The 20,569-nt window shown below is 71.4% G+C and carries 18 protein-coding genes; 6 read left to right on the forward strand and 12 right to left on the reverse strand.

Going from position 1 to position 20,569, the window contains the following annotated elements; genetic code table 11:
* Nucleotides 1-88 precede the first annotated feature (88 nt).
* Entirely contained in the window at nt 89-1,615 is a 1,527-nt protein-coding gene (locus tag IG78_RS0128825) for an amino acid permease (RefSeq protein WP_199813213.1), read from the forward strand.
* Nucleotides 1,616-1,623: 8 nt separating this feature from the next.
* On the opposite strand, the gene IG78_RS0128830 is transcribed toward IG78_RS0128825, so the two are convergent.
* From IG78_RS0128830 to IG78_RS0128840, 3 genes are read right to left on the reverse strand one after another with little or no spacing between them, the layout of a single operon-like run.
* Nucleotides 1,624-2,184 carry a GNAT family N-acetyltransferase gene (locus IG78_RS0128830; RefSeq protein WP_030568352.1) on the reverse strand — a complete coding sequence of 187 codons (561 nt, stop codon included), beginning with the start codon at nt 2,182-2,184 and terminating at the stop codon, nt 1,624-1,626.
* 12 nt (nt 2,185-2,196) lie between these two features.
* A complete protein-coding gene (locus IG78_RS0128835) occupies nt 2,197-2,928 on the reverse strand; it encodes an SDR family NAD(P)-dependent oxidoreductase (protein WP_030568354.1) in 732 nt (243 codons plus the stop codon).
* Between the two features lie 29 nt (nt 2,929-2,957).
* Nucleotides 2,958-4,268 (reverse strand): radical SAM protein, encoded by a 1,311-nt coding sequence (locus IG78_RS0128840; RefSeq protein ID WP_030568356.1) that lies wholly within the window; start codon nt 4,266-4,268, stop codon nt 2,958-2,960.
* 288 nt (nt 4,269-4,556) lie between these two features.
* Between IG78_RS0128840 and IG78_RS0128845 the strand changes: the two genes are divergently transcribed.
* On the forward strand, nt 4,557-5,873 hold the full coding sequence (locus IG78_RS0128845; protein WP_030568357.1) for a CAP domain-containing protein: 1,317 nt from the start codon (nt 4,557-4,559) through the stop codon (nt 5,871-5,873).
* A gap of 61 nt (nt 5,874-5,934) precedes the next feature.
* Here the strand turns inward: IG78_RS0128845 and IG78_RS0128850 are convergent, their stop codons facing one another.
* From IG78_RS0128850 to IG78_RS0128875, 6 genes are all read right to left on the reverse strand, one after another.
* On the reverse strand, nt 5,935-6,954 hold the full coding sequence (locus tag IG78_RS0128850; protein ID WP_030568359.1) for a Gfo/Idh/MocA family protein: 1,020 nt from the start codon (nt 6,952-6,954) through the stop codon (nt 5,935-5,937).
* On the reverse strand, nt 6,951-8,033 hold the full coding sequence (locus IG78_RS0128855) for a Gfo/Idh/MocA family protein (RefSeq protein WP_063760809.1): 1,083 nt from the start codon (nt 8,031-8,033) through the stop codon (nt 6,951-6,953). The genes IG78_RS0128850 and IG78_RS0128855 overlap by 4 nt, the downstream gene beginning before the upstream one ends.
* A gap of 90 nt (nt 8,034-8,123) precedes the next feature.
* Nucleotides 8,124-9,011, reverse strand: a complete 888-nt coding sequence (locus IG78_RS0128860; RefSeq protein WP_030568363.1) for a carbohydrate ABC transporter permease — start codon at nt 9,009-9,011, stop codon at nt 8,124-8,126.
* Entirely contained in the window at nt 9,004-9,948 is a 945-nt protein-coding gene (locus tag IG78_RS0128865) for a carbohydrate ABC transporter permease (RefSeq protein ID WP_030568365.1), read from the reverse strand. Before IG78_RS0128865 ends, IG78_RS0128860 begins: the two co-directional genes overlap by 8 nt.
* Nucleotides 9,945-11,210: an ABC transporter substrate-binding protein gene (locus tag IG78_RS0128870; protein WP_030568367.1), complete on the reverse strand. Its 1,266-nt coding sequence runs from the start codon at nt 11,208-11,210 to the stop codon at nt 9,945-9,947. The genes IG78_RS0128865 and IG78_RS0128870 overlap by 4 nt, the downstream gene beginning before the upstream one ends.
* Before the next feature lie 46 nt (nt 11,211-11,256).
* Nucleotides 11,257-12,384: an ROK family transcriptional regulator gene (locus tag IG78_RS0128875; protein ID WP_030568369.1), complete on the reverse strand. Its 1,128-nt coding sequence runs from the start codon at nt 12,382-12,384 to the stop codon at nt 11,257-11,259.
* Nucleotides 12,385-12,834: 450 nt separating this feature from the next.
* On the opposite strand from IG78_RS0128875, the gene IG78_RS0128880 reads away from it, so the two are divergent.
* The 3 genes from IG78_RS0128880 to IG78_RS0128890 all read left to right on the forward strand — a co-directional run bounded on the left by IG78_RS0128880 (nt 12,835) and on the right by IG78_RS0128890 (nt 17,029).
* Nucleotides 12,835-13,941 (forward strand): mechanosensitive ion channel family protein, encoded by a 1,107-nt coding sequence (locus tag IG78_RS0128880; protein WP_030568371.1) that lies wholly within the window; start codon nt 12,835-12,837, stop codon nt 13,939-13,941.
* 207 nt (nt 13,942-14,148) lie between these two features.
* Nucleotides 14,149-15,603: a family 2B encapsulin nanocompartment shell protein gene (locus tag IG78_RS0128885; RefSeq protein ID WP_037684849.1), complete on the forward strand. Its 1,455-nt coding sequence runs from the start codon at nt 14,149-14,151 to the stop codon at nt 15,601-15,603.
* The gene (locus tag IG78_RS0128890) at nt 15,590-17,029 is read left to right on the forward strand and encodes a cysteine desulfurase (RefSeq protein WP_030568374.1); all 1,440 of its coding nucleotides are present in this window, start codon (nt 15,590-15,592) and stop codon (nt 17,027-17,029) included. Before IG78_RS0128885 ends, IG78_RS0128890 begins: the two co-directional genes overlap by 14 nt.
* A 37-nt stretch (nt 17,030-17,066) precedes the next feature.
* Here the strand turns inward: IG78_RS0128890 and IG78_RS0128895 are convergent, their stop codons facing one another.
* From IG78_RS0128895 to IG78_RS0128905, 3 genes are read right to left on the reverse strand one after another with little or no spacing between them, the layout of a single operon-like run.
* Complete coding sequence (locus IG78_RS0128895; RefSeq protein WP_037684825.1) at nt 17,067-17,891, reverse strand: hypothetical protein; 825 nt, start codon at nt 17,889-17,891, stop codon at nt 17,067-17,069.
* Nucleotides 17,878-18,537 (reverse strand): ABC transporter ATP-binding protein, encoded by a 660-nt coding sequence (locus tag IG78_RS0128900; RefSeq protein ID WP_030568378.1) that lies wholly within the window; start codon nt 18,535-18,537, stop codon nt 17,878-17,880. Before IG78_RS0128900 ends, IG78_RS0128895 begins: the two co-directional genes overlap by 14 nt.
* Nucleotides 18,534-19,289: a TetR/AcrR family transcriptional regulator gene (locus IG78_RS0128905; RefSeq protein WP_078964712.1), complete on the reverse strand. Its 756-nt coding sequence runs from the start codon at nt 19,287-19,289 to the stop codon at nt 18,534-18,536. The genes IG78_RS0128900 and IG78_RS0128905 overlap by 4 nt, the downstream gene beginning before the upstream one ends.
* Before the next feature lie 403 nt (nt 19,290-19,692).
* Between IG78_RS0128905 and IG78_RS0128910 the strand changes: the two genes are divergently transcribed.
* The gene (locus tag IG78_RS0128910) at nt 19,693-20,478 is read left to right on the forward strand and encodes an AfsR/SARP family transcriptional regulator (protein ID WP_030568382.1); all 786 of its coding nucleotides are present in this window, start codon (nt 19,693-19,695) and stop codon (nt 20,476-20,478) included.
* Nucleotides 20,479-20,569 lie beyond the last annotated feature (91 nt).

Raw genomic sequence — 20,569 nt, forward strand, 5'->3', positions numbered from 1 at the left:
CCCCTCATGCCCCTCATGCCCCTCACACCCCCCACACCTCCCGCTGATCCCCGCACCACCCGCTCTTCCCCCTCCCGGAGGTTCACCCGTGTCCCGCACCACCGTGTCGAGCTCCGTCCCGGCGTCAGCGCTCCCGGACGAGGAACAACGGCTCAGAGAGCTCGGCTACCAACCCGTACTCGCCCGCCGCATGGGCGGTTTCGGCAACTTCGCCATCAGCTTCTCCGTCATATCCATCCTGTCCGGCTGCATGACGCTGTACGGCTTCGGCCTCGGCACCGGCGGGCCCGCGGTGATGATGTGGGGCTGGGCGGGCGTCGGTCTGATGGTCCTGTTCGTGGGTCTCGCGCTCGCCGAGGTCACCAGCGCCTATCCCACGTCGGGCGCGCTGTACTACATGGCGGACCGGCTCGGCGGGCGCCGCTGGGGCTGGTACACGGGGTGGCTGAACCTGCTCGGTCTGCTGGGGGCGATCGCGGGCATCGACTACGGCGCTGCCCTGTTCAGCGGCGCGCTCCTGAGCATGCACACCGACTTCCACCCGACGGCCGGGTCCACGTTCGTCATCTTCCTGTGCATCCTGCTCCTGCACGCCCTGTTGAACCTCTTCAACGTCCGTCTGGTCAGCCTCTTCAACTCCATCTCCGTGTGGTGGCACCTGACCGGTGTCGCGGTGATCGTCGGCGTCCTCACGATCTTCCCCGACAGCCACAAGTCGCCGTCGTTCGTCTTCGGCGAGTTCGTCAACGACACCGGCTGGTCGAACCCGCTGTACGTCACCATGATCGGTCTGCTGCTCGCCCAGTACACGTTCTCCGGGTACGACGCCTCCGCGCACCTGTCGGAGGAGACCAACAACGCCTCCGTGACCGCGGCCCGTGGCATCGTGCGGGCCATCTGGGTCTCCTGGGTCGCCGGTTTCGTCCTGCTCGCCGGTCTCACCTTCGCGATCCAGGACTACGTGGGCACCCAGGAGAGCGCGACCGGCGTGCCGCCCGCGCAGATCTTCATCGACGGCCTCGGCACGTCAGGGGCCACCGCCCTGATGCTCATCGTGATCGTGGCGCAGTTGTTCTGCGGCAACGCCGAGACGGCCGCGGCCAGCCGCATGGTGTTCGCGTTCAGCCGTGACAACGCGCTGCCGGGTTCGAAGATCTGGCGGAAGGTCAACGCCCGTTCGCAGGCGCCGGTGCCCGCCGTGTGGCTGTCGGTGGGCCTCGCCGCCGTCATCGCGCTGCCCTCGCTGTACTCCGCGACGGCCTACGGCGCGGTCACGGCCATCAACGTCATCGGCATCACGCCCGCGTACGCGATCCCGGTGTTCCTGCGCCTGCGGGCGGGCGACCGCTTCCAGCCTGGGCCGTGGAACCTCGGCCGGTGGAGCAAGCCGATCGGCTGGGTCGCGGTCTGCTGGGTCGCCTTCGTGACCGTCCTGTTCTGCCTGCCGCAGGCCTCGCCGGTGACCGCGGACTCGATGAACTACGCGTCGATCGCCCTCGCCGTGGTCCTGGTCCTCGCCACCGTGTGGTGGTTCGTGGCCCGCCGCACCTACAGCACACCGTCCGCGTACGGCACCGACAAGGAGCAGGCGGAGATCGCGGAAGACATCATCTGACCGGGTCGTCATGGCGTGCGGTCGTTGAGGATCCGCTGGAAGAGGCGGTGGTCGCGCCAGGCGCCGTTGATGTGGAGGTAGTCGCGGGCCAGGCCGTACTCCTCGAAGCCGCACTTGGCGAGGACGCGCTGCGAGGCCGTGTTGTCCAGGAGGGTCCCGGCCTCGACGCGGTGCAGCCCCAGCCGTCCGTCGGCCACCGCGCACACCGCGGTCACCGCGGCGGCGGCGAGGCCGCGTCCCACCTGGCCGGCGTCGATCCAGTAGCCGATGGCGGCGCTGCGGAGGGGGCCGAGGGAGATGCCGTTGAGCGAGACGCCCCCGGCCACCTCCCCGGTGCCCTCGTCCCACAGGTACCAGCGCGCCGTCCTGCCCGCCTCGTGCTCCTCCTCGTAGGCACGCATCCGCTCGGCCTGGCCCTCGGGGGTGTAGAAGGACTCGGGGCGGACCGGGTCCCAGGGGCCCAGGTGGGCACGGTTGCGGCGGTAGGCGCGGGCCAGGGCACCGGCGTCGTCCTGGGACGCGGGGCGCAGGACGACGGCTTCGGTGAGCCGCGGGGTCCGTGTGGTCATGGCGTCAGCGCCTCACATTCCGCCCGCGACGCGCAGGACCGCGCCCGTCGTGTACGACGCGTCGTCCGAGAGCAGCCACGCCACGGCGCCTGAGATCTCCTCCGGTCGGCCCGAACGCCCCATGGGGATGGTGGCCGCGAGCTTCGCCGGGCGCTCGGGGTCCTGGTGGAACTCGGTCCAGATGACGCCGGGAGCCACGCAGTTGACGCGGATGCCGAGCGGGGCGACCTCCTTGGCCAGGCCCACGGTCATGGTGTCCGTCGCGGCCTTCGTGGCGGCGTAGTGGACGTACTGTCCGGGGCTGCCGAGGGTCGCGGCGCCGGAGGAGATGTTCACGATGGCGCCGCCACCGGCACGGGTCATGTCCCGCACGGCGCGCCGCGCGCAGAGCAGATAGCCGAGGACGTTGACGTCGATGGCCCGGCGCATGCCCTCGGCGTCCGCCTCGGCGAGCGGGCCGTTCGGGCCGCTGACGCCCGCGTTGTTCACCAGCCCTGTGACGGTGCCGAGTTCGGCGGCCGCCTTCTCGAAGAGGCGGTCCACGTCGTGCTCGTCCGTGGTGTCGATGCGGACCGCGACACACCGGCGGCCGGCCGCGCGGACGGCCTCCGCCGTGCGCTCGGCGGCCGCCTCGTCCGAGCGGTAGCCGACGGCGACGTCGTGGCCGTCCCGCGCGAGACGCAGGGCGATCGCGGCGCCGATGCCGCGGGTTCCTCCGGTGACGACGGTCACGTACTGCTGCATGGGGCCTCCGGCCGGGTCGCTGGGGTGGGTCATGCCGGAAGGCTGTCCATGAAGCTGCTCACCGAGAAGACCGCGTTGCCGGGGCCCGCGGGGCCGTAGCCGGGAGGCGAGGACAGGCCGAACTCCGCCATCGTGGCGCGGTACTCCTGGAGCAGCCGCACGTGGTACTCCAGGGGCGCGCCCAGTGGGTTGGCCTTGCCGAGCGGCGTGGTCGGCTCCGGGCACCAGGTGGTGAACCGCGGGGTGATCCCGTGCCCCATGAAGTACCGCAGGCCCTCGACGGTGGAGTCGATGGCCTCGTCGACCGTCGTGAAACCGAAGGGCTCGGCCATCTCGACGCCCGCGACGAAGTTGGGGATGACGTTGCGCGGCCCGAAGACCTCGGCGGAGTCCAGGATGCGCCGGTGCCACTCGTCGCGGCCCACGTAGCGCTCCTTGCCGGGGCAGAACAGCTCGAACAGGCGCCGGTCCCACACCTCGTAGTTCGGGTGGTAGATGCGCACTCCGTAGTCGTGGAAGCGCTGCACGTCCTCCTTGGGCAGCGCCTGCGCGACGACCTTGCCGATCCAGCGGCCGGGGAAGCGCTCCTCGATGGCCTTCGCGTACTGGCCGTAGAAGTCGGCCTCGTCCTTGCCGCCGATCTGCGAGGTGACCGCGCCGCCGGTGAGGGTGTACGCCGTGGACGCCTTGGCGGTGTCGTACTTGTCGATGATCTCCAGGGCCTCCAGGACCTCCTCCACGGGCTTGACGCCGGTGTAGGGGCGGCCCGCCGCCTTGTGCTGGCGCCAGTTGTGATTGATGTCGCAGTACTGACACTCCTCCTTGGCGCCGAAGTACTGGCAGACCCGGAAGACGGTGAGGTAGATCAGGTAGCCCCACTGGATGGTCGGCGCGACCTCCATGACGGACTTGCCGTTCGCGAGCTTGTGCCGGTAGTAGTCGGGCATCGGCGGCAGGCCCACGTCGGAGATGCGCTGCCCGTCCAGGTAGAGGCCGAGCAGGCCGTCGGCGTCGGCGGCCACGCGGTACGGCGACGAGGGGTTCACCCGCACCGACACCACCGTGCGGCGCAGCTCGTAGGGGCCGCCGGTGAGCACGATCTCCTCCGGCGGGCGGCGCAGGGCGGCCTCGCCCAGCTCCGGCAGGGTGCCGTGGTCGAAGGAGAAGATGAAGTACGACTTCGGTTTGACATCGCCTGCGGCCTCGTTGGCGCTGTCGCTGAGCGCCGACTGGTCGAAGGCGATCCCGCCGCGCAGCAGGTCCTCCTTGATCACGGCCTCGCGCGGCACCTGGGAGTGCCGCTGCATGAGTCCTTCGATCAGCTCCGTACGCCTGGGCATGGGGCGGGCACCTCGGATCCTCTTGAGCTTTGACATTATTTGTCGCCATTTGCCGACTTTTGTCGAAAACAGCGCATTACGTCCGGTTTTGCGGTAGCGCTCGGGATCACCGCGCGCAAGGTCCACGCTAATACCGTGCCTCGCCGCGCCGAATCCGGCTCCGGTCCGAGGCGGAATCCCGGGAACCCGGTCGCCCCGGCCGTGCGTTCTCCAAGTCACCGCACGTGGTCACGTGGTCACGGGGCCGCGGCGGCCCGGTCCCGACCGACGCGCAGGGGGCGGGCGCTGATGAACGAGCTGGTGGCGGGAGGCAATCTGCCTCTGCCGGACGGCACTCTCACGCTGCGCGTGCCGGGCCCCTTCGACCTGTCGGTCCTCATCACCGGCGACGGGGGCAAGGTCGCGGGCGATGCCGACTTCGTCTTCTACAACCAGCCCGCCGCGTCCGGCGCCCGCCTCAGCGGCGACACGATCACGGTGGACGCGCGCCGTCTGCGGCCCGGTGCGAGCCGCGTCACCGTCGTCGTCAGCCCGGCCGAGCCCGGCACCCCGCTGGGCAGGCTGCCCGCGGTGGCCCTCCAGGTCATCGGCCCACGCGGCGAACCCGTCGCCCGCTTCACGCCCCCGCGTCCCGCGCACGAGACGGTGCTCCTGCTCGCCGAGATCTACCGCCGCGGCCCGGCCTGGAAGCTGCGCGCGCTCGGCCAGGGGTACGCGGACGGGCTCGCCGGAGTGGCAAGGGACTTCGGCCTGGAGGTGGCCGACGACCCGGCTCCCCCGCCGCCGAGGGTGCCCCCGGCGGCGTCGCCGCCCGTGCACACGCCCCCGCGAAGCGACCCCTTCCTCGGTCTCGTCAACGCCGCGCGCGCCCGCGTGGGCGCCGCGCCCGTGCGGTTCGACCCCCGCCTCACCGACGCGGCCCGCGCGCACGCCGCCGGGATGGCGGCCCGCGGCAGGCTCGGCTCCGAGGGCCCCGACGGCGTCTCGCTGCACCAGCGCGTGGCCGCCGGAGGCTACGCCTATCTGACGGTCGGCGAGCACCTGGTGTCAGGACCGCGCACCCCCGCCGACTTCCTCGACCACTGCCTGGGCGACGACCGCTCCCGGCAGACGGTCCTCGACCCGGCGTACGTCCACGCAGGGGTGGCGCACGTGCCCGACGGGCGCACCGGGGACGTGTTCTGGACGGCGCTGTGGGCCGAGCCGCTCACGCCGCAGGGCCTGGCCCGCACGGCGGCCGACGTCCTCGCGCTCACCAACGGCCACCGCGCCGCGGCCGGACTGCGGCCCCTCGCCCCCGACGCCCGCCTGGCCGCGGCCGCCCAGGCCCACAGCGCCGACATGGTCGCCCGCGGGTTCTACTCCCACACCGCGCCGGACGGCAGCGAACCCTGGCACCGCGCCGCCGCCGCGGGCAGCACCCGGCGCACGATCGGCGAGAACATCGCCTGCGGCCAGCGCTCGGCCGCCGAGGTGGTCCAGGGCTGGATGGACAGCCCCGGACACCGCGCCAACATCCTCAAACCCGCCTTCACCCACCTCGGCGTCGGCTTCGCGGGCGGCGGCCCGGCGGGGACGTACTGGACCCAGCTCTTCGGCGGCTGACCCGCTCCTCGGGACTGACCCGCTCCCGGCAGCGGGCTCGCTCCCCGGCGGCGGGCTCGCCTCAGCCGCCCGCCACGGCCACCGCCGTGCCCCGCCGCGCCGACTCGTACCCGGCCTCGACGATCCGCAGGGTCCGCAGGCCGCCCTCGCCGTCCGCGAGGTCCATGCCGTCGGGGCCGGGGCCGAACAGGAAGGCGCGCAGCATGCGGGAGTCGAGGTCGGCGCCGAAGGAGAGTTCCAGGGGCCGGGCGTGGCGTTCGCTGTGGCCGTGCACCTTCTGGTCGAAGGCGTCCATCTCCAGGGTGGCGTGCTCGCCGACGAGGGTCATCTCCAGGCCGCCCCAGGCCGGGTGGGACCGCGGGTGGGACCAACTGCAGTCGATGGTGGCGACCGTGCCGTTGTCGTACTCCACGGTGACGAGGCCCGCGGTCTCCGCGGCGACCTCGTCCGCGTACAGGAGGTTGTTGGTCTGGGCGTAGACCTCCACCGCGCGGGCCGCGAACAGGTCGTCGAGGAGGTCGGCGATGTGCACGGTGTGGTCCATCAGGGCGCCGCCGCCCGCGAGTTCGGGGTCGGCGAACCAGCGGCGCGCCCGCGTCGGCAGATGGCCGTTGTTGGCGCCGGACACGGTCAGGACGCGTCCGGCGTCACCGGCGGCGACGGCCCGCTTGACGGCCGCGTACGCGGGACTGAAGCGCACCGGGAAGGCGACGGCGAGCCGCACGCCCGCCGCCCGGCACGCGGCGACCATGGCCTCGCCGTCCGCCACGGTGGTCGCGAGCGGCTTCTCGCAGAGGACGTCGACGCGGTGGGCGGCGGCGAGTTCGACGAGCGGGCGGTGGCGGGCGTTCTCGGAGCAGACGACGACCGCGTCGGGCCCCCGGGCGAAGGCCTCCTCGTACGTGTCCACGTACGGCACTCCGTGCTGGTCGGCGAAGGCGCGGCCGCGGGTCTCGCCCGGGGCCGCGGCGGCGGCGCCCTCCGGGTCGGAGCCGACGACCTCCACGCCCGGCATGTCGCGCAGCAGGCGGAGGTAGGCGGCCGCGTGGACGTGGGCGAACGAGAGGACGGCGACCTTCATCGGGTGGGCTCCTCGGGGTCGGTGGCGTGGGTGGTCGCGGCGGTGCCGCGTTCCGGTGCGGCGGGGCGGGAGGCCGGGGGCAGTTCGACGGCCTGGCCGGTGCGGCTCGACTCGACCGCGGCGCAGGCGATCCGCACCGCCGCCGTGCCGTCGTGGGCGTCGACGCGCGGCCGGGCGGCGGGATCCTCCCAGGAGGTGGCGAACTCGCGGAGTTCGGTGAGGTAGGGGCTCTCCGTCATGGGGCTCGACGGGATGCCCTCGTTCGCGGCGCGCACGCCCTGCGCGGTGATGCGGAAGCCGGGCACGGCGAGGGAGTCGTGGCACAGCAGGCCGTCCGCGCCCGCGACCCGGAACGTGGTGCGGAACCGCTGGTCGGGCAGTCCCCAAAGGCCGGTGACATGGCTGATGGCGCCGGAGGCGTGGGTGAGCACGGCCGTGGCCGTCACCACGTCGGCCGGGGCGCCGGTGGCCCGCTCGGAGCCACGGGTGCGGGCGTGCACGCGCACCACGTCACCCGCGACCCAGCGGGCGATGTCGATGTCGTGCACCATCAAGTCCATGATCACACCGCCGGACTTGGCGGGGTCACCGAACCACGGCGCCCACTGCGGCCGCGCGCCGCCCCGGGTGAAGCGCAGGACGGCGAGGTCGCCTAGCTCCCCGCGGACGACGGCGTCCCGCATCGCCGCGTACGCCGGGAAGTAGCGCACCACGTGCGCCGGGTGCAGTTGTACTCCGGCTTCCGCGGCGGCGGCCGCGATCTCCTCGGCGTCCGGCACGGTCAGGGCGAGCGGCTTCTCGCAGACTACGTGCCTGCCCGCGGCGATCGCGGCGAGCGCGAGGTCCTTGTGGGTCGGCGTCGGCGTGCAGATGTCGACGGCGCGGCACCCGGCGAGGAGGTCGTCGAGGTCGGGCACGGCGGTGACGTCGTGGCCGAGCTCCGCGTACTCGCCCGCGAGCTTGTCGGCTGAGCCGTCCTGGGTGTGGACGCTGACCCGCGCGCCCAGTTCCAGCCAGCCGGGCAGATGAGCGCGGGCGATACCGCCCGCGCCGAGCAGGCCGATGTGCAGGGGTGGCATGGATGACCTGGCCTTTCTCGGTACGTGAGGTCGTGTGTGCGTACGTCGTGTGCGTACGTCCTGTGCGTACGTCCGTGACAGTTCGTGCCGTCAGCCCTTGGCCCCGGAGAAGGCGACGCTCTGTACGAAGTGGCGCTGGAGGAATACGTAGACGAGCAGCATCGGAAGGCTCGCGATGAGGGAACCGGCCATCATCACCGGGTAGTTCGTCTCGTACTGCCCTTCCAGGGAGGACAGTCCGGCGCTGATCGGCATGGTCTGGGGGTCGGTGTTGACGATGAGGGGCCACAGCAGGTCGTTCCAGGCGGTCATCGCGGTGATGACGGCGAGCGCGGCGAGCGCGGGCCTGATCAGCGGGAGCATGATCGACCAGAAGATGCGGAAGGTGCCGGCGCCGTCGATGCGCGCGGCCTCCTCCAGTTCCCTGGGCAGGGCGAGGAACGCCTGCCGCAGCAGGAACGTGCCGAAGGCGCTGAACATGCCGGGGAGGAACAGCGCGGGCGTCGAGTTGAGCAGCCCGAACTGCTGGATGATGTCGTACTGCGGCAGGACGAGCAGGGAGCTCGGCACCATCAGGACCGACAGGAAGAGCCCGAAGAGCACGTCACGGCCGCGGAAGCGCAGCCGTGCGAAGGCGTAGGCGGCGAGGGAGCAGAACACGAGCTGGCCCGCGGTGCGCCCGGCCGTGGCGAGCACGCTGTTGGTGAGCATCTCGCGGAACGGCAGCGCGGTGAACACCTCGTCGAAGCTCGTCCAGTTCCAGTCGTCGGGCAGGAAGGTGGGCGGGACCCGGGAGACCTCGGCGAGCGATTTGACCGCGGTGAGCAGTTGCCAGAGGAACGGGAAGACCATCACGAGCGCGCCGAGCGAGAGCGCCGCGTGGGTCGCCACGGAGCCCGCGTTCACCCGCGGCGGCCGGGACGCGCCGGCCCCGCCCCCGACCGGGGCCCGTACGCCGTCGGTCCTGGTGTCAGCCATAGTGCACCCACTTCCGCTGGAGCCGGAACTGCAGATAGGTGAGACCCGCGATGAGCAGCATCAGCAGGAAGGCGAGGGCGGCCGCGGCGCCCTGGGCGTTCTCGATGAACGCCCATTTGTAGAAGAGGCCGACGACCGACTGGGTGTCCCCGACGGCCGGGTTCTTCTCGCCCATCATGATGTAGATCAGGTCGAAGGTCTGCAGGGACTGGATCATGCAGATGACGGAGGCGAAGAACAGCGTCGGGCTCAGCAGCGGCAGCGTGATGGTGAAGAAGCGGCGCAGCGCCCCGGCGCCGTCCAGTTCCGCGGCCTCGTAGTAGTCCTGTGGGATCGACTTGATGCCGGCCATGAAGATGACCAGGTAGTAGCCGGTGGTCGACCAGACCATCACCGCGCCGATGGCGAGCACCGCCGTCGAGGGGTCGGACACCCAGTAGTGCCGGTCGACACCGAACCACCCGAGGATCTCGTTGAGGAGGCCGAAGTCGCCGCTGTACAGCCAGTTCCAGACCAGGCCGACGGCGACGGGCAGGGTCACGAACGGCACGAAGTACAGAGCGCGGTAGACGGCGACCCCGCGCAGCCCCCGCCGGTTGAGCAGGGCGGCGACGACGATGGCGAGGGGCAGCGCGAGAAGCCCGATGCCGCAGTAGATCAGGGTGTTGCCGAGCGCCTGCCAGACGGTCACGTCGCGCAGCACGCGCGCGTAGTTGTCGGTTCCGGTCCAGGTGTGGCCGCCGAAGGGCCCGAACTTCGTGAAGCTGAAGTAGAACGTCTGGATCATCGGCCAGAAGTAGAAGACGGCGAAGCCGAGGCCGAGGGGTGCGATGAACCAGTACGCGGTCCGCTGTCCGCGCGGTGCGGGCCGCGCGGTGGAGGTGGGGGACCTGCGTCCTGCCGACTTCGCGGCCGCCGTGGCGGGAAAGACACTCATGACTGGCGCTCCTCCTTCAGGGCCCGGTCCATCTGCTCGCCCAGGGTGCGGGCCGCGCCCTCGATGCCGCCCTTGCCGCTGAACGCGGCGCCGAGGAGCGGGTACTGGAGGTTCTCCCAGACGGCGGTGTTCTTGGAGCTGGGGTACGGGGCGGCGGACTTCTCCATGTCGAGGAAGTGCCTCAGGTCGAACTCCGGCATCGACTTCAGCCAGGCGTCCTGGGTGCCCGCGTAGCTGGAGATGGTGACGCCCGACTTCGCCTGGATCTCGGCGGCCCTGCGGCCCGCCATGAAGTGCACGAACTTCCAGGCCGCGGCCTTCTTTTCGCTCTTGGCGGAGATCACGTTGGCGAGGCCGTGGATGATGGTGGTGCGCTCGCGGCCCTTGGGAAGGACGGTGACGCCGCCGTGGTCCTTCAGGGCGGGCACCGCGTACATCTGCCCGGCCATCGCCGACAGGTCGTGCACCATGGCCGCCTTCTCCGACCAGTAGCGCACCCGTGCGGTGCTCTCCACCATGGCGCTCTGCGGCGGCGACCAGCCGCGGTCGATCATGTCGGTGAGGAACCGCAGCCCCTCGATGGAGCGTTCGTCGCCGAAGCCGGACTTCCCGTCGCGCAGGACGTGGCCGCTCGCGGCGTGGATCGCGGGGTAGAGCACGAACTGGCGATGCATCTCGGAGCAGAAGCCGTGTACGCGCTCGCGCGGATTGGTCAGCTCGGCCGCGGCGTCCCGCAGATCGTCCCAGGTCCAACTGGTGTCGGGGTACTTGATGCCCGCCTTGTCGAAGAGGGCCTTGTTGTACCAGAGGCCGACGGTGTCGAAGTCCTTGGGCAGCCCGTACTGGGTGCCGTCGTAGGCGTAGAGCCGCACGAGCTGCTCAGGGTGGCGGTCGACCGGGGTGCGGTCGCGTTCGATGTGCTCGGACAGCGGCTCCAGGACGTCATGGGCCGCGTACAACTGGAAGTTGACGGCGTTCATCCAAAAGACGTCGGGGGCGGTGCCGCCGCGCATCGAGGTCTTCAGGGTGGTCCAGTAGTTCGCCCACGGCGTCAGCTCGACGCGCACCCGTATGTCCGGGTGCTCCTTCTCGAACGCGGCGATGATCTGCTCCATGCCGGGAACCTGGGCGGGGTCCCACATGCCGTACGACAGCGTGGTGCGGCCGCCGGCGTCGGTGCTGCCGCCCTCGTCCGAGCAGGCGGCGAGCACGGGTGCCGACGCCGCCGCCAGGCCGGAGCAGAGGAGGGTCCTCCTGTGCATATGTGCCTCCGCTTGCGTTGCGTTGGGGGTGGTGGGGCGGGCGGGGTCAGCCGGCCGGGTCGGTGAGCAGTTCCTCCTCCACGCGGTCGAGTGCCTTGCGCACCGCGCCGAGGGCGACGCCGCGCTCGCCGAGGCCGCTCAGCGCGATCCGCGGGACGTGCAGGGTCAGCGGGCGCAGCCGTTCCTCGATGAGCGGTACGAGATGCGGGCCGAGCGGGGTCGCGCCGCCGGTGAGGACGACGAGTTCCGGGTCGACGGCGAGCGCGAGGGCGGCGATGCCGGGGGTGATGCGGTCCGCGAAGTCGCCGAGGGCGGCGAGCGCCCGGGGGTCGTCGGCGCCCGCGGCCCTGGCGAGCGCGGCGACCTCGGACTCGCCGGGGCGCGGGTCCTCCTTCCACCGCAGTGCCTCGTGCGCGGTGTTCATGCCGAGCAGCGGGAGGAGGCCGAGTTCACCGGCGCCGCCGCGGCCCCCGCGGTGCAGTCGGCCGCCGATGGTCAGGCTGCACGAGACGCGGTGGCCGGTGAGGACGCACACCACGTCACCGGCCAGGGTGGCGGCGCCCTGCCAGCGCTCGGCGAGCACGGCGAGGTTCACGTCGTTCTCGACGAGCGTGTGGCCCGACTCGCCGTCGGCGAGGAGCCGGCCCAGGTCGACGCCGGACCACTCGGGCACCACGACGGAGGTGATGTGGCCGCCCCCGTCCACGACGCCGGGCACGCCGACGCAGCGGGCGAGCACCAGGTCGCGCCGGACGGTGTGGGCGTCGAGGAAGGCGTCGATGCCGTCCTGGAGGAGGGCGAGCCGGGGACCGCCGCCCAGGTCGGGGTCGACGTCGCGGCGTTCGGCGGCGAGGACGGTGCCCGCGAGGTCGGCGAGGAGCAGCACCATCTTGTGCAGCCCTATGTCGGCGCCGACCACGTAGCCTGCCTCGCCGCGGAACCGGAACCGCCGTGCCGGGCGCCCCCGCGCCCGCTCCCCCGCCGCCGCCTCCGTGACCCACCCCTGTCCGGTGAGCTCCTCCAGGGCGGCGTCCACGGTGGGCCGGGACAGGCCTGTGCCTGCGGCGAGTTCGGCGAGAGTCTGGGGGCTGCGGCGGTGCAGGGCGCGCAGGACGACGGTGGTGTTGAGGCGGCGCAGGGCGGCCAGATCATGGCCGCGCGTTCTTTTTCGCATCAGCTCTGCACCTCGGTGACATGGCGGGGCAGCCCGATGACGGACCGACTGGTGGGGGACCGACCGTCTCGCGCCGAGATTCGGTAGGAGAGTTGCATAAAGCGGGGCCGCCGGGAAGACCCCGCGCGGCCACCGTCTCGCTGCCGGGGCCGGCGGCCCCGACGAGCCTTGGCGTCACGGTGCGGGCCACGGTGACGTACCGGGCGCCCTGCGCCGGAGCTGACGCGGTACCGGGTGCCCCGGAGGGGGATGGCGGACGCCGGACCGGCCCGGGACCCCACGGCGACGGCGAAGCCCCCTCCGATGGCGGTCCCGGGTACGAAGATCGCAGGTGGGGGCCGGTGTGAAGGGATCGTGTGGATAGGGCAGGATGGGCGGCCGTGTCGCCCGGCGCGGGAGTGTGCGCGGCGGTGGGCACGGAGCGAACCGGCCGACCACGGGAGCGTATTGATGGACCGAGCCCTCACCCTGCACGACTGGACGATCGCCGGCGTCGCGGTGCTCTCCGGACTCGCCGCGGCCCTGCTGCTGCGGACGACCCTGCGCTGGCTCGGCGAGCGCGCGAGCCGTACCCGCTGGGGCGGGGACGACGTCATCGTCGACGCGGCGCGGGCCATCGTGCCGTGCGCGGCGGTGGCGGCGGGCCTGGCCGCGGCGGCGACCGCGCTGCCGCTGACCCCGCACACCGGGCGCACCGTCAACCTCGTCCTGTCCGCGCTCCTGATCCTCGCGGCCACGGTCACCGCGGCCCGTATCGTCGCGGGGCTCGTCAAGTCCCTGGCGCAGTCACGCTCCGGCGTGGCCGGCTCGGCGACGATATTCGTGAACATCAGCCGCGTCGTGGTGCTCGCCATCGGCTTCCTCGTCGTGCTGCAGACGCTCGGCGTCTCCATCGCCCCGCTGCTCACGGCGCTCGGCGTGGGCGGACTCGCCGTCGCGCTCGCCCTCCAGGACACCCTCGCGAACCTCTTCGCGGGCGTGCACATCCTCGCCGCGAAGACCGTGCAGCCGGGCGACTACATCGAGCTGACCAGCGGCGAGGAGGGCTACGTCGTCGACATCAACTGGCGCAACACCGTGGTGCGCAACCTCTCCAACAACCTCGTCATCATTCCGAACGCCAAGCTCGCGGGCACCAACATGACCAACTACAGCCGCCCCGAACAGGAGCTGTCGATCATGGTGCAGGCGGGCGTCGGCTACGACGCCGACCTCGACCGCGTCGAGAAGGTCACCGTCGAGGTCGTCGACGAGGTGATGACGGAGATCACCGGGGCCGTCCCCGACCACGAGGCCGCGATCCGCTTCCACACGTTCGGCGACTCCCGGATCGGCTTCACGGTGATCCTGGGGGTCGGCGAGTTCAGCGACCAGTACCGGATCAAGCACGAGTTCATCAAGCGGCTGCACCGCCGCTACCGGGCGGAGGGCATCCCGGTCCCCGCGCCGACGCGGACGGTGACCGTCCGACAGGGGCAGGGGGAACTGCCCGTGCTGATCCCCCACCAGCGGGACGCGTCCGCGCAGCCGGTGCCGCACAGTGAGAAGGCGGTCTGAAAACCCTTTCCATAAGGGGCTTTTGGAGGGGGGCGAACACCCCGTAGGGGGGCAGATCCGGCCGCATATGCCGTCTGGGCATGTGGAAGGCATCGAGGGGCGGCCACGGATCCGCCGCTCGGGGAGCGGCATCCGCCCCGTCCGACCAGGAGTACGGTTTTTTCCGGCCTAGTGCCAAAAGTAGTTGAAAAATTACACCTTGTGGTCATGGATCCGCACGAAGACGATCGGCCCCTGCCCGTCTTCGAGGAGGACCCCGTGACCGAACGCCTTTCGCTCTCTCCGGACGCCGCACGGCAACTCGCCACCGCCACCAAGACCGCGCCGCAGATGCGCGGCACCACGCCCCGCTATCTGATGCGCGCCCTCCCCTGGGTGGACCTCAAGTCCGGTGTGTACCGCGTGAACCGGCGGCGTACGTTCGTGCTCGGCGACGACCGCATCGCCACCCACACCGACAGCGGCTCGCCCCGTGTCGTCCCGGGCGACCTGCGCGAACTGCCCTATCTGCGCGACGCCGAAGAGTCCTGTCTCACCGAGCTCGCCGACGCCTTCACCGAGGTCTCCTTCGAGGCCGGGCAGGTGCTCGCGCAGGAGGGCGACCCCGCGGACCAACTGTGGATCATCGTGCAGGGCCGTGCCGAGAAGCGCGTGACCGGGCGGTACGGCGAGGAACAGCTCATCGAGGTCATCGGCGACGGCCAGTTCTTCGACCTCGGCGCCTGGACCCGCGAGGAGACCTCGCCGTACCGCGTACAGGCCCTGACGCCCGGCATCGCCCTGTGCGCCGAGCGCAGCGCCCTCGCGTCGCTCGCCGACCGCGACGAGCGGGTGCGGTCCTCCCTCACCACGTACGTGGCCGGCGACGGGGCCCGCCCCGGCTCCGAGGTGCCCGTGGACCTCGCCGCCGGTCACATCGGCGAGCCCGACCTGCCCGCCACGTACGTCGACTACGAGGACATGCCCCGCGAGTACCACATGACGCTCGCGCAGACCGTGCTGCGCGTGCACACCCGCGTCCACGACGTCTACAGCGGCGACGTCGACCAGACCCGCCAGCAGGCCCTGCTCACGGTCGAGGCGCTGCGCGAGCGGCAGGAGTCGGCGCTCCTCAACCACCCGGAGTTCGGCCTGTTCAACAGCGTCGCCCCCGGCCAGCGGGTGCAGTCGCGCACCGGCGCGCCGACCCCCGACGACCTCGACGAACTCCTGGCGAAGGTGTGGAAGCAGCCCTGCTACTTCCTCGCGCACCCCAAGGCCATCGCCGCGTTCGGCCGCGAATGCACCCGGCGTGGGGTGCCCCCTGTGACCGACAACCGGCTCGGCAGCCCGCTGCTGACCTGGCGCGGGGTGCCGCTCCTGCCGTCCGACAAGGTGGCGTTCAGCAACGGCGTCGGCTCAGGCGGCTCGGCGGCGGCGATCGGCACCACCGAGATCCTCCTGATGCGGACGGGCGAGGCGGACCGGGGCGTGGTCGGTCTGCGGCCCTCCGAGGTCGCCGATGAGCTCGAACCCGGTCTGTCCATGCGGAACATGGGGACCGACCGGAAGGGCATCACCTCGTACCTGATGACGGCGTACTTCAACACGGCGGTGCTCGTCGACGACGCCCTCGCGGTGCTCCAGAACGTCGAGGTGAACAACTACCATGACTACTCCTGATCTCAGGACGCTGCTGCGGGCCCCTGAGCAGACACTGCCGCCGGTGACGCCTGCCGTACCGACGGTTCCTGGCGTACCGGTGCCTTCCGCCGCCGATGTGTCCGGCGGTGTCCCCGCGGCGCCCTCGGTCCCGGCGGCGACGCCCGTACCCGTGCCCGACACCGCCGGGCTGCCCGCCCCGACCCCGCCGGGCGGCTTCTCCCCCGAGGCCGCCCGCCAGGACGTGCCGATCCTGCACCGCACCGTCAACGGCCACTCGCTGATCTGGCTCGACAACGGCGCGACCACACAGAAGCCGCGCCAGGTCATCGAGGCCGTGAGCGCCTACTACAGCGCGGCCAACTCCAACATCCACCGCGGCGCGCACACCATGGCCAGGGAGGCGACGGAGCTGTACGAGGCGGGGCGCGCCGCGGTCGCGCAGCTCCTGGGAGCGCCCTCACCGGACACGATCATGTTCGTACGAGGTACCACGGAGGCCATCAACCTCGTGGCGCAGAGCTGGGGCCGCACGCGTCTGGGCCCCGGGGACGAGATCCTCGTACCCGTACTTGAGCACCACTCGAACATCGTCCCCTGGCAGTTGCTCGCGGACGAGACCCGCGCCCGGGTGGTCCCGGTGCCGCTCACCCCGGACGGCTCGATCGACCAGAACGCCTACGCCGACCTGCTCTCGGCCCGCACCCAACTGGTCGTGGTCAGCCAGGCGTCGAACGTGCTCGGCACCGTGCCGCCGGTGCGTGAGATGGCTGCCCTCGCCCACCGCTACGGCGCGAAGGTCCTGGTCGACGGGGCGCAGGCGGTGGCCCACATGCCGGTGGACGTGCAGGAGTTGGGTGCGGACTTCTACGCCTTCTCCGGGCACAAGCTGTTCGCGCCGACCGGCATCGGGGCACTGTTCGCGACGCCGGAGGCCATGGCGGCGATGCGGCCGTGGCAGGGCGGCGGCAACATGATCGAGTCGGTGAGCTTCGAGCGGACGACGTTCGCGGCGATGCCGCACATGATGGAGGCGGGCACCGGCCACATCTCGGGCGTCGTCGGCCTGCTTGCGGCCATCGACTGGCTGCGCGGATTCGACCAGCAGGCCGTGGCGGCGTACGAGCAGGCGCTGATGTCGTACGCGCGGACGGCCCTCGCCACCGTGCCGGGGGTCGAGGTCATCGGCTCGGCCGCCGAGCGGATCGCGGTCCTGACGTTCACGCTCGCGGGCCACGATCCGGCGTCGGTGGCGGACTGGCTGGACCGGGACGGGATCGCGGTGCGCGCGGGCCACCACTGCGCGCAGCCCGCGCTCGCCCACTACGGCCTGGAGTCCGCGGCCCGCGCCTCCCTCGCCCTGTACAACACCTCCGGCGAGGTGGACCAGTTGGTGGCGTCCCTGCGGCGCCTCCAGGAGGCCGGGCCCGGCGCCGGCGAGGGATAGCCGGGAGGGACGCGGTCCGGTTCGGGGCCCGGGGCCGTCAGCGCGTCGGGCGGCGGCTCCGGGTCCTGAGGTGGAACACGATCAGACCGATGACGGCGAAGGACGCCGCCCAGATCAGACCGAAGCCGAGATAGCGCCACATGACGGTGTCGCCGAGCGAGCCGCCGACGGAGAACTGCATCGGCCCGAAGGACGGGAAGTACTGCAGGACCGGCTTGTTGGCGGCCGGGTTGCCGAGCGGGTTCTGCAGGAACGTGTCCGTGAGGCCGCCCATGATGATCAGGAAGAAGCCCTCGAGGTCGTTCTTGACCAGGACGCCGAGCAACAGCCCGAGCGAGCCGTAGGTGAGCGTCATGGCGACGAACCCGGCCAGGACGGTCGCCCAGCCGGAGAGCCCCGGGCGCCAGTAGATCAGCAGGGCGAGGGCGGTGTAGAGCGCGATCGTGCCCGCGACGATGCCGATGGCGAGCATCTTGGCGCCGATGAGGGTGGACTGGCGGAACCCGGCGAAGGCGAGGCGCTTGTCGAAGTTCAGGGCCTTGCGGACCGCGTCGAAGACGACGAAGCCGGAGATCATCGTCAGGGAGTTCATGCCCGCGGTGATCAGCGTGACGTGCGTGCCGTCGACGCTCAGGAGCTCGCCGGTCGCGTAGAGCTTGAACTCCAGGTCCTTGTCGCCCGCGATCGAGGTCATCAGGAGATACCAGAGCGGTACGAACAGGACCAGGAGCAGCGCGGCGAGGCGGTTGCGGCTCTGCTCGCGCACGGAGAACCCGAGCGCGGTCGGGAACTGGCCGTACAGCGGGGTGCTCGGGGCACTCCGGGTGCTGGGGGTGCCCTTGAGGGCCTCAGGCGCCGACATTGCTGTGCTCCTTCGCTGCCACTGCCGCTGCCGTACGCGGGGTGAGACGGCCGTCGACGAGGTCGGCGAGCACGTCGAACCGCTCCTGCTCGAAGACGAGATGGGTGATGACGACGACTGCCTTGTTCCGCTCGTGCAGTTGGTCGACCAGGTCCCAGAAGCGCAGATACGTCTCCCAGTCGAAGCCCTGGTACGGCTCGTCGAGCAGCAGGACGTCCGGGTCGTGCAGCAGCGCGAGGGTCAGGTTGAGCTTCTGCCGGGTGCCGCCGGAGAGGTCGCCCGCGGCGGTCTCGCGGTACTTCTCGTAGCCGAGCAGGCCCAGCAGTTCGTCGGCCCGGTCCAGGCTGTGGAGCTTGTGGGCGGCGGCGAAGTACTGAAGGTGCTGGTCCACGGTGAGATTGAGGTTGAGGACCGGGTCCTGCGGGCAGTAGCCGAGCTCGCCGCCGAGGCGGACCTCGCCGCTGTCGACGGCCAGGGTGCCCGCGATCGCCTTCAGAAGGGTGGACTTGCCCGAGCCGTTCTCACCGACCACGGCGACCAGTTGGCCCGGTTCGACGGTGAGGTCGGCGCCCCGCAGGACCTGGTGTTTGCCGAATGCCTTGTGGATGTCCCTGGCGGCGAGTGCGGGCTGTGGCCTTGGGGTCATGCCTGGCCTCCTACTGCTTCGGGTGCCTGTGCTGCTTCCGGTGCTTGGTGCGATGCCTGTCCCGGCGCTTCTTCCGGCGCTGTTTCCGGGGCTTCCGGGGCTTCCGGGGCTTCCGGGGGTATCTCCGGTGCCGGGGCGTCCGCGTTCAGGCCGCCCGCGTAGATGCTCAGGAGTTCGGGTCCGAGGCGGGCGAGACCGGCAGCGGACAGGGGGTCGATGCCGAGGACCGCGGTGAGCTGATCGCGGAGCAGAAACACCGAGAGGTCGTTGACCAGCAACAACGCGGCGCGCACCTGCGGGTCCTTGCCGCGCGACGCGGCGCCGGCGTCGGCGAGGGCGTCCAGGGTCTCCCGGCTCACGGCGTACAGGCGGCGGAACAGGCCGCGGCCCGCGTCCGTGTCGGAGAGCAGCAGCATGCGCAGATAGCCGGGCAGCGGCGAGCCGACGGGCAGGTGCTGCAGGAAGATCTCGCCCAGGGAGCCGGTCGCGGCGCCCGCGTCCTCGAACGAGACCGTGCCGTCTCCGGTCAGCTCGCTCAGCAGGCCCTCGAAGACGGTGAGGACGTACTGGTCGACCTCCTGCCGCAGATTGTCCTTGGAGCGGAAGTGGTGCACGACCAGTCCCGGCGATACCCCCGCCGCGGTCGCGATCTGCCGGATGGTGACGGCTTCGGGGCCCTGTGCGGCGAAGAGTCTCAGGGCCTCGTCTCGGATGACCGCCCGGGTGGTGCGGTCGTCGGGCATTGAACGCATGTACAGCAGACTAAACAACTGTTTAGCCCGCTGTCCAGCAGGGCGGAACGCCGGACTCCGCGCGGATCACGCGCCCACCGCTCCGGCGTACCGACACACCCGGGGCGCACCCTTCTCAGCCGTCCGTTGAGGTGCGCTCCGTCATTTCTCCACGAATGATGGAGGCGGTTCTCCGGAAATTGATCGGGACACATATCAGGTAAACCCGTCAGGTGATCGATGGCCGCGGTACAGCGCTCCCTGCGAAAATCGTGCACAGCCGAACAGAGGGGGCCGAGGGGACCGTAGAGGGGACCAAGGAGCCTATGGGAATTCCGGTGCCCGCTCCCCTCGGAGCGGCGAGTGCTGCCCTTTGCTGCCCTTTGCTGCCCAGTGACGTCGATTGCCGCACCGGGGGAACATCATGCACATCAATGTCCTGGGGCCCGTTTCCGTGGCCGCGGACGGAATGCGCCACGGAATCCAGTCCAACAAGGTACGGGCCATGCTGGCCACGCTCGCGCTCGACGCGGGCCGGGCGGTCTCGCACGCGGACCTCGCCGACGAGCTGTGGGCGGGCCAGCCGCTCGGCAACGCACGCAACGCGCTCCAGGCGCACGCCACCCGGCTGCGCAAGGCGCTGGACGGCCACCGTCCGCAACGATGCGGGGCGACCGTGCTCCGGGCGGTGCGCGGCGGCTATCTGCTCGACGTGCCGCCCGCCTGCGTCGACGGCAATCGCTTCCTCGACCTGGCCACCCGTGGCGCGGCCGCGCTGTCCGTGCAGCCCGAGCGCGCCATCGAGCTGTTACAGGCGGGCCTGGAGCTCTGGCAGGGGCCCGCGCTCCTCGACGCCGGGGACGGGCTGCGCTGCCGGGGCGCGGCCGCGCTCTTCGACGAGCGGCGCCTCACCGTCTGGGAGGACCTGGTCCGCGCCCGGATCGCGGTCGAGGACACCTCACGGGCGGTGGCCGAGCTGCGCCGTCTGGTGGCCCAGCACCCCCTGCGCGAGCGCTTCTGCGAACTGCTGATGCTCGCCCTGTACCGGACGGGCCGGCAGGCGGACGCCCTGGAACTGTTCCACGCGACGCGCCGGCGTCTCGACGAGGAGCTGGGGGTGCGGCCGGGAATCGTACTACAGCGGCGGCACACGGAAATCCTTTCGCAGGATCCGGCGCTTTCCCTCTCCACCGCCACAGCCGCCCCGTGAGTCATTTCTCCTGCCACCGAAACCTTCCGGCACCACCGGCCGCCATCAGTCCCGCTTTCTCCGCACACTCCGACAGGGCGGCCGACCCCAT

It is taken from the genome of Streptomyces aureocirculatus (assembly GCF_000720475.1).
Taxonomy (GTDB): Bacteria; Actinomycetota; Actinomycetes; order Streptomycetales; family Streptomycetaceae; genus Streptomyces; species Streptomyces aureocirculatus.

Bases quoted from the DNA above. Each gene is read 5' to 3' on its own strand.
- IG78_RS0128830 (WP_030568352.1), bottom strand. From the start codon at position 2,184: ATGACCACACGGACCCCGCGGCTCACCGAAGCCGTCGTCCTGCGCCCC.
- IG78_RS0128835 (WP_030568354.1), bottom strand. From the start codon at position 2,928: ATGCAGCAGTACGTGACCGTCGTCACCGGAGGAACCCGCGGCATCGGC.
- IG78_RS0128840 (WP_030568356.1), bottom strand. From the start codon at position 4,268: ATGCCCAGGCGTACGGAGCTGATCGAAGGACTCATGCAGCGGCACTCC.
- IG78_RS0128845 (WP_030568357.1), top strand. From the start codon at position 4,557: ATGAACGAGCTGGTGGCGGGAGGCAATCTGCCTCTGCCGGACGGCACT.
- IG78_RS0128850 (WP_030568359.1), bottom strand. From the start codon at position 6,954: ATGAAGGTCGCCGTCCTCTCGTTCGCCCACGTCCACGCGGCCGCCTAC.
- IG78_RS0128855 (WP_063760809.1), bottom strand. From the start codon at position 8,033: ATGCCACCCCTGCACATCGGCCTGCTCGGCGCGGGCGGTATCGCCCGC.
- IG78_RS0128860 (WP_030568363.1), bottom strand. From the start codon at position 9,011: ATGGCTGACACCAGGACCGACGGCGTACGGGCCCCGGTCGGGGGCGGG.
- IG78_RS0128865 (WP_030568365.1), bottom strand. From the start codon at position 9,948: ATGAGTGTCTTTCCCGCCACGGCGGCCGCGAAGTCGGCAGGACGCAGG.
- IG78_RS0128870 (WP_030568367.1), bottom strand. From the start codon at position 11,210: ATGCACAGGAGGACCCTCCTCTGCTCCGGCCTGGCGGCGGCGTCGGCA.
- IG78_RS0128875 (WP_030568369.1), bottom strand. From the start codon at position 12,384: ATGCGAAAAAGAACGCGCGGCCATGATCTGGCCGCCCTGCGCCGCCTC.
- IG78_RS0128880 (WP_030568371.1), top strand. From the start codon at position 12,835: ATGGACCGAGCCCTCACCCTGCACGACTGGACGATCGCCGGCGTCGCG.
- IG78_RS0128885 (WP_037684849.1), top strand. From the start codon at position 14,149: ATGGATCCGCACGAAGACGATCGGCCCCTGCCCGTCTTCGAGGAGGAC.
- IG78_RS0128890 (WP_030568374.1), top strand. From the start codon at position 15,590: ATGACTACTCCTGATCTCAGGACGCTGCTGCGGGCCCCTGAGCAGACA.
- IG78_RS0128895 (WP_037684825.1), bottom strand. From the start codon at position 17,891: ATGTCGGCGCCTGAGGCCCTCAAGGGCACCCCCAGCACCCGGAGTGCC.
- IG78_RS0128900 (WP_030568378.1), bottom strand. From the start codon at position 18,537: ATGACCCCAAGGCCACAGCCCGCACTCGCCGCCAGGGACATCCACAAG.
- IG78_RS0128905 (WP_078964712.1), bottom strand. From the start codon at position 19,289: ATGCGTTCAATGCCCGACGACCGCACCACCCGGGCGGTCATCCGAGAC.
- IG78_RS0128910 (WP_030568382.1), top strand. From the start codon at position 19,693: ATGCACATCAATGTCCTGGGGCCCGTTTCCGTGGCCGCGGACGGAATG.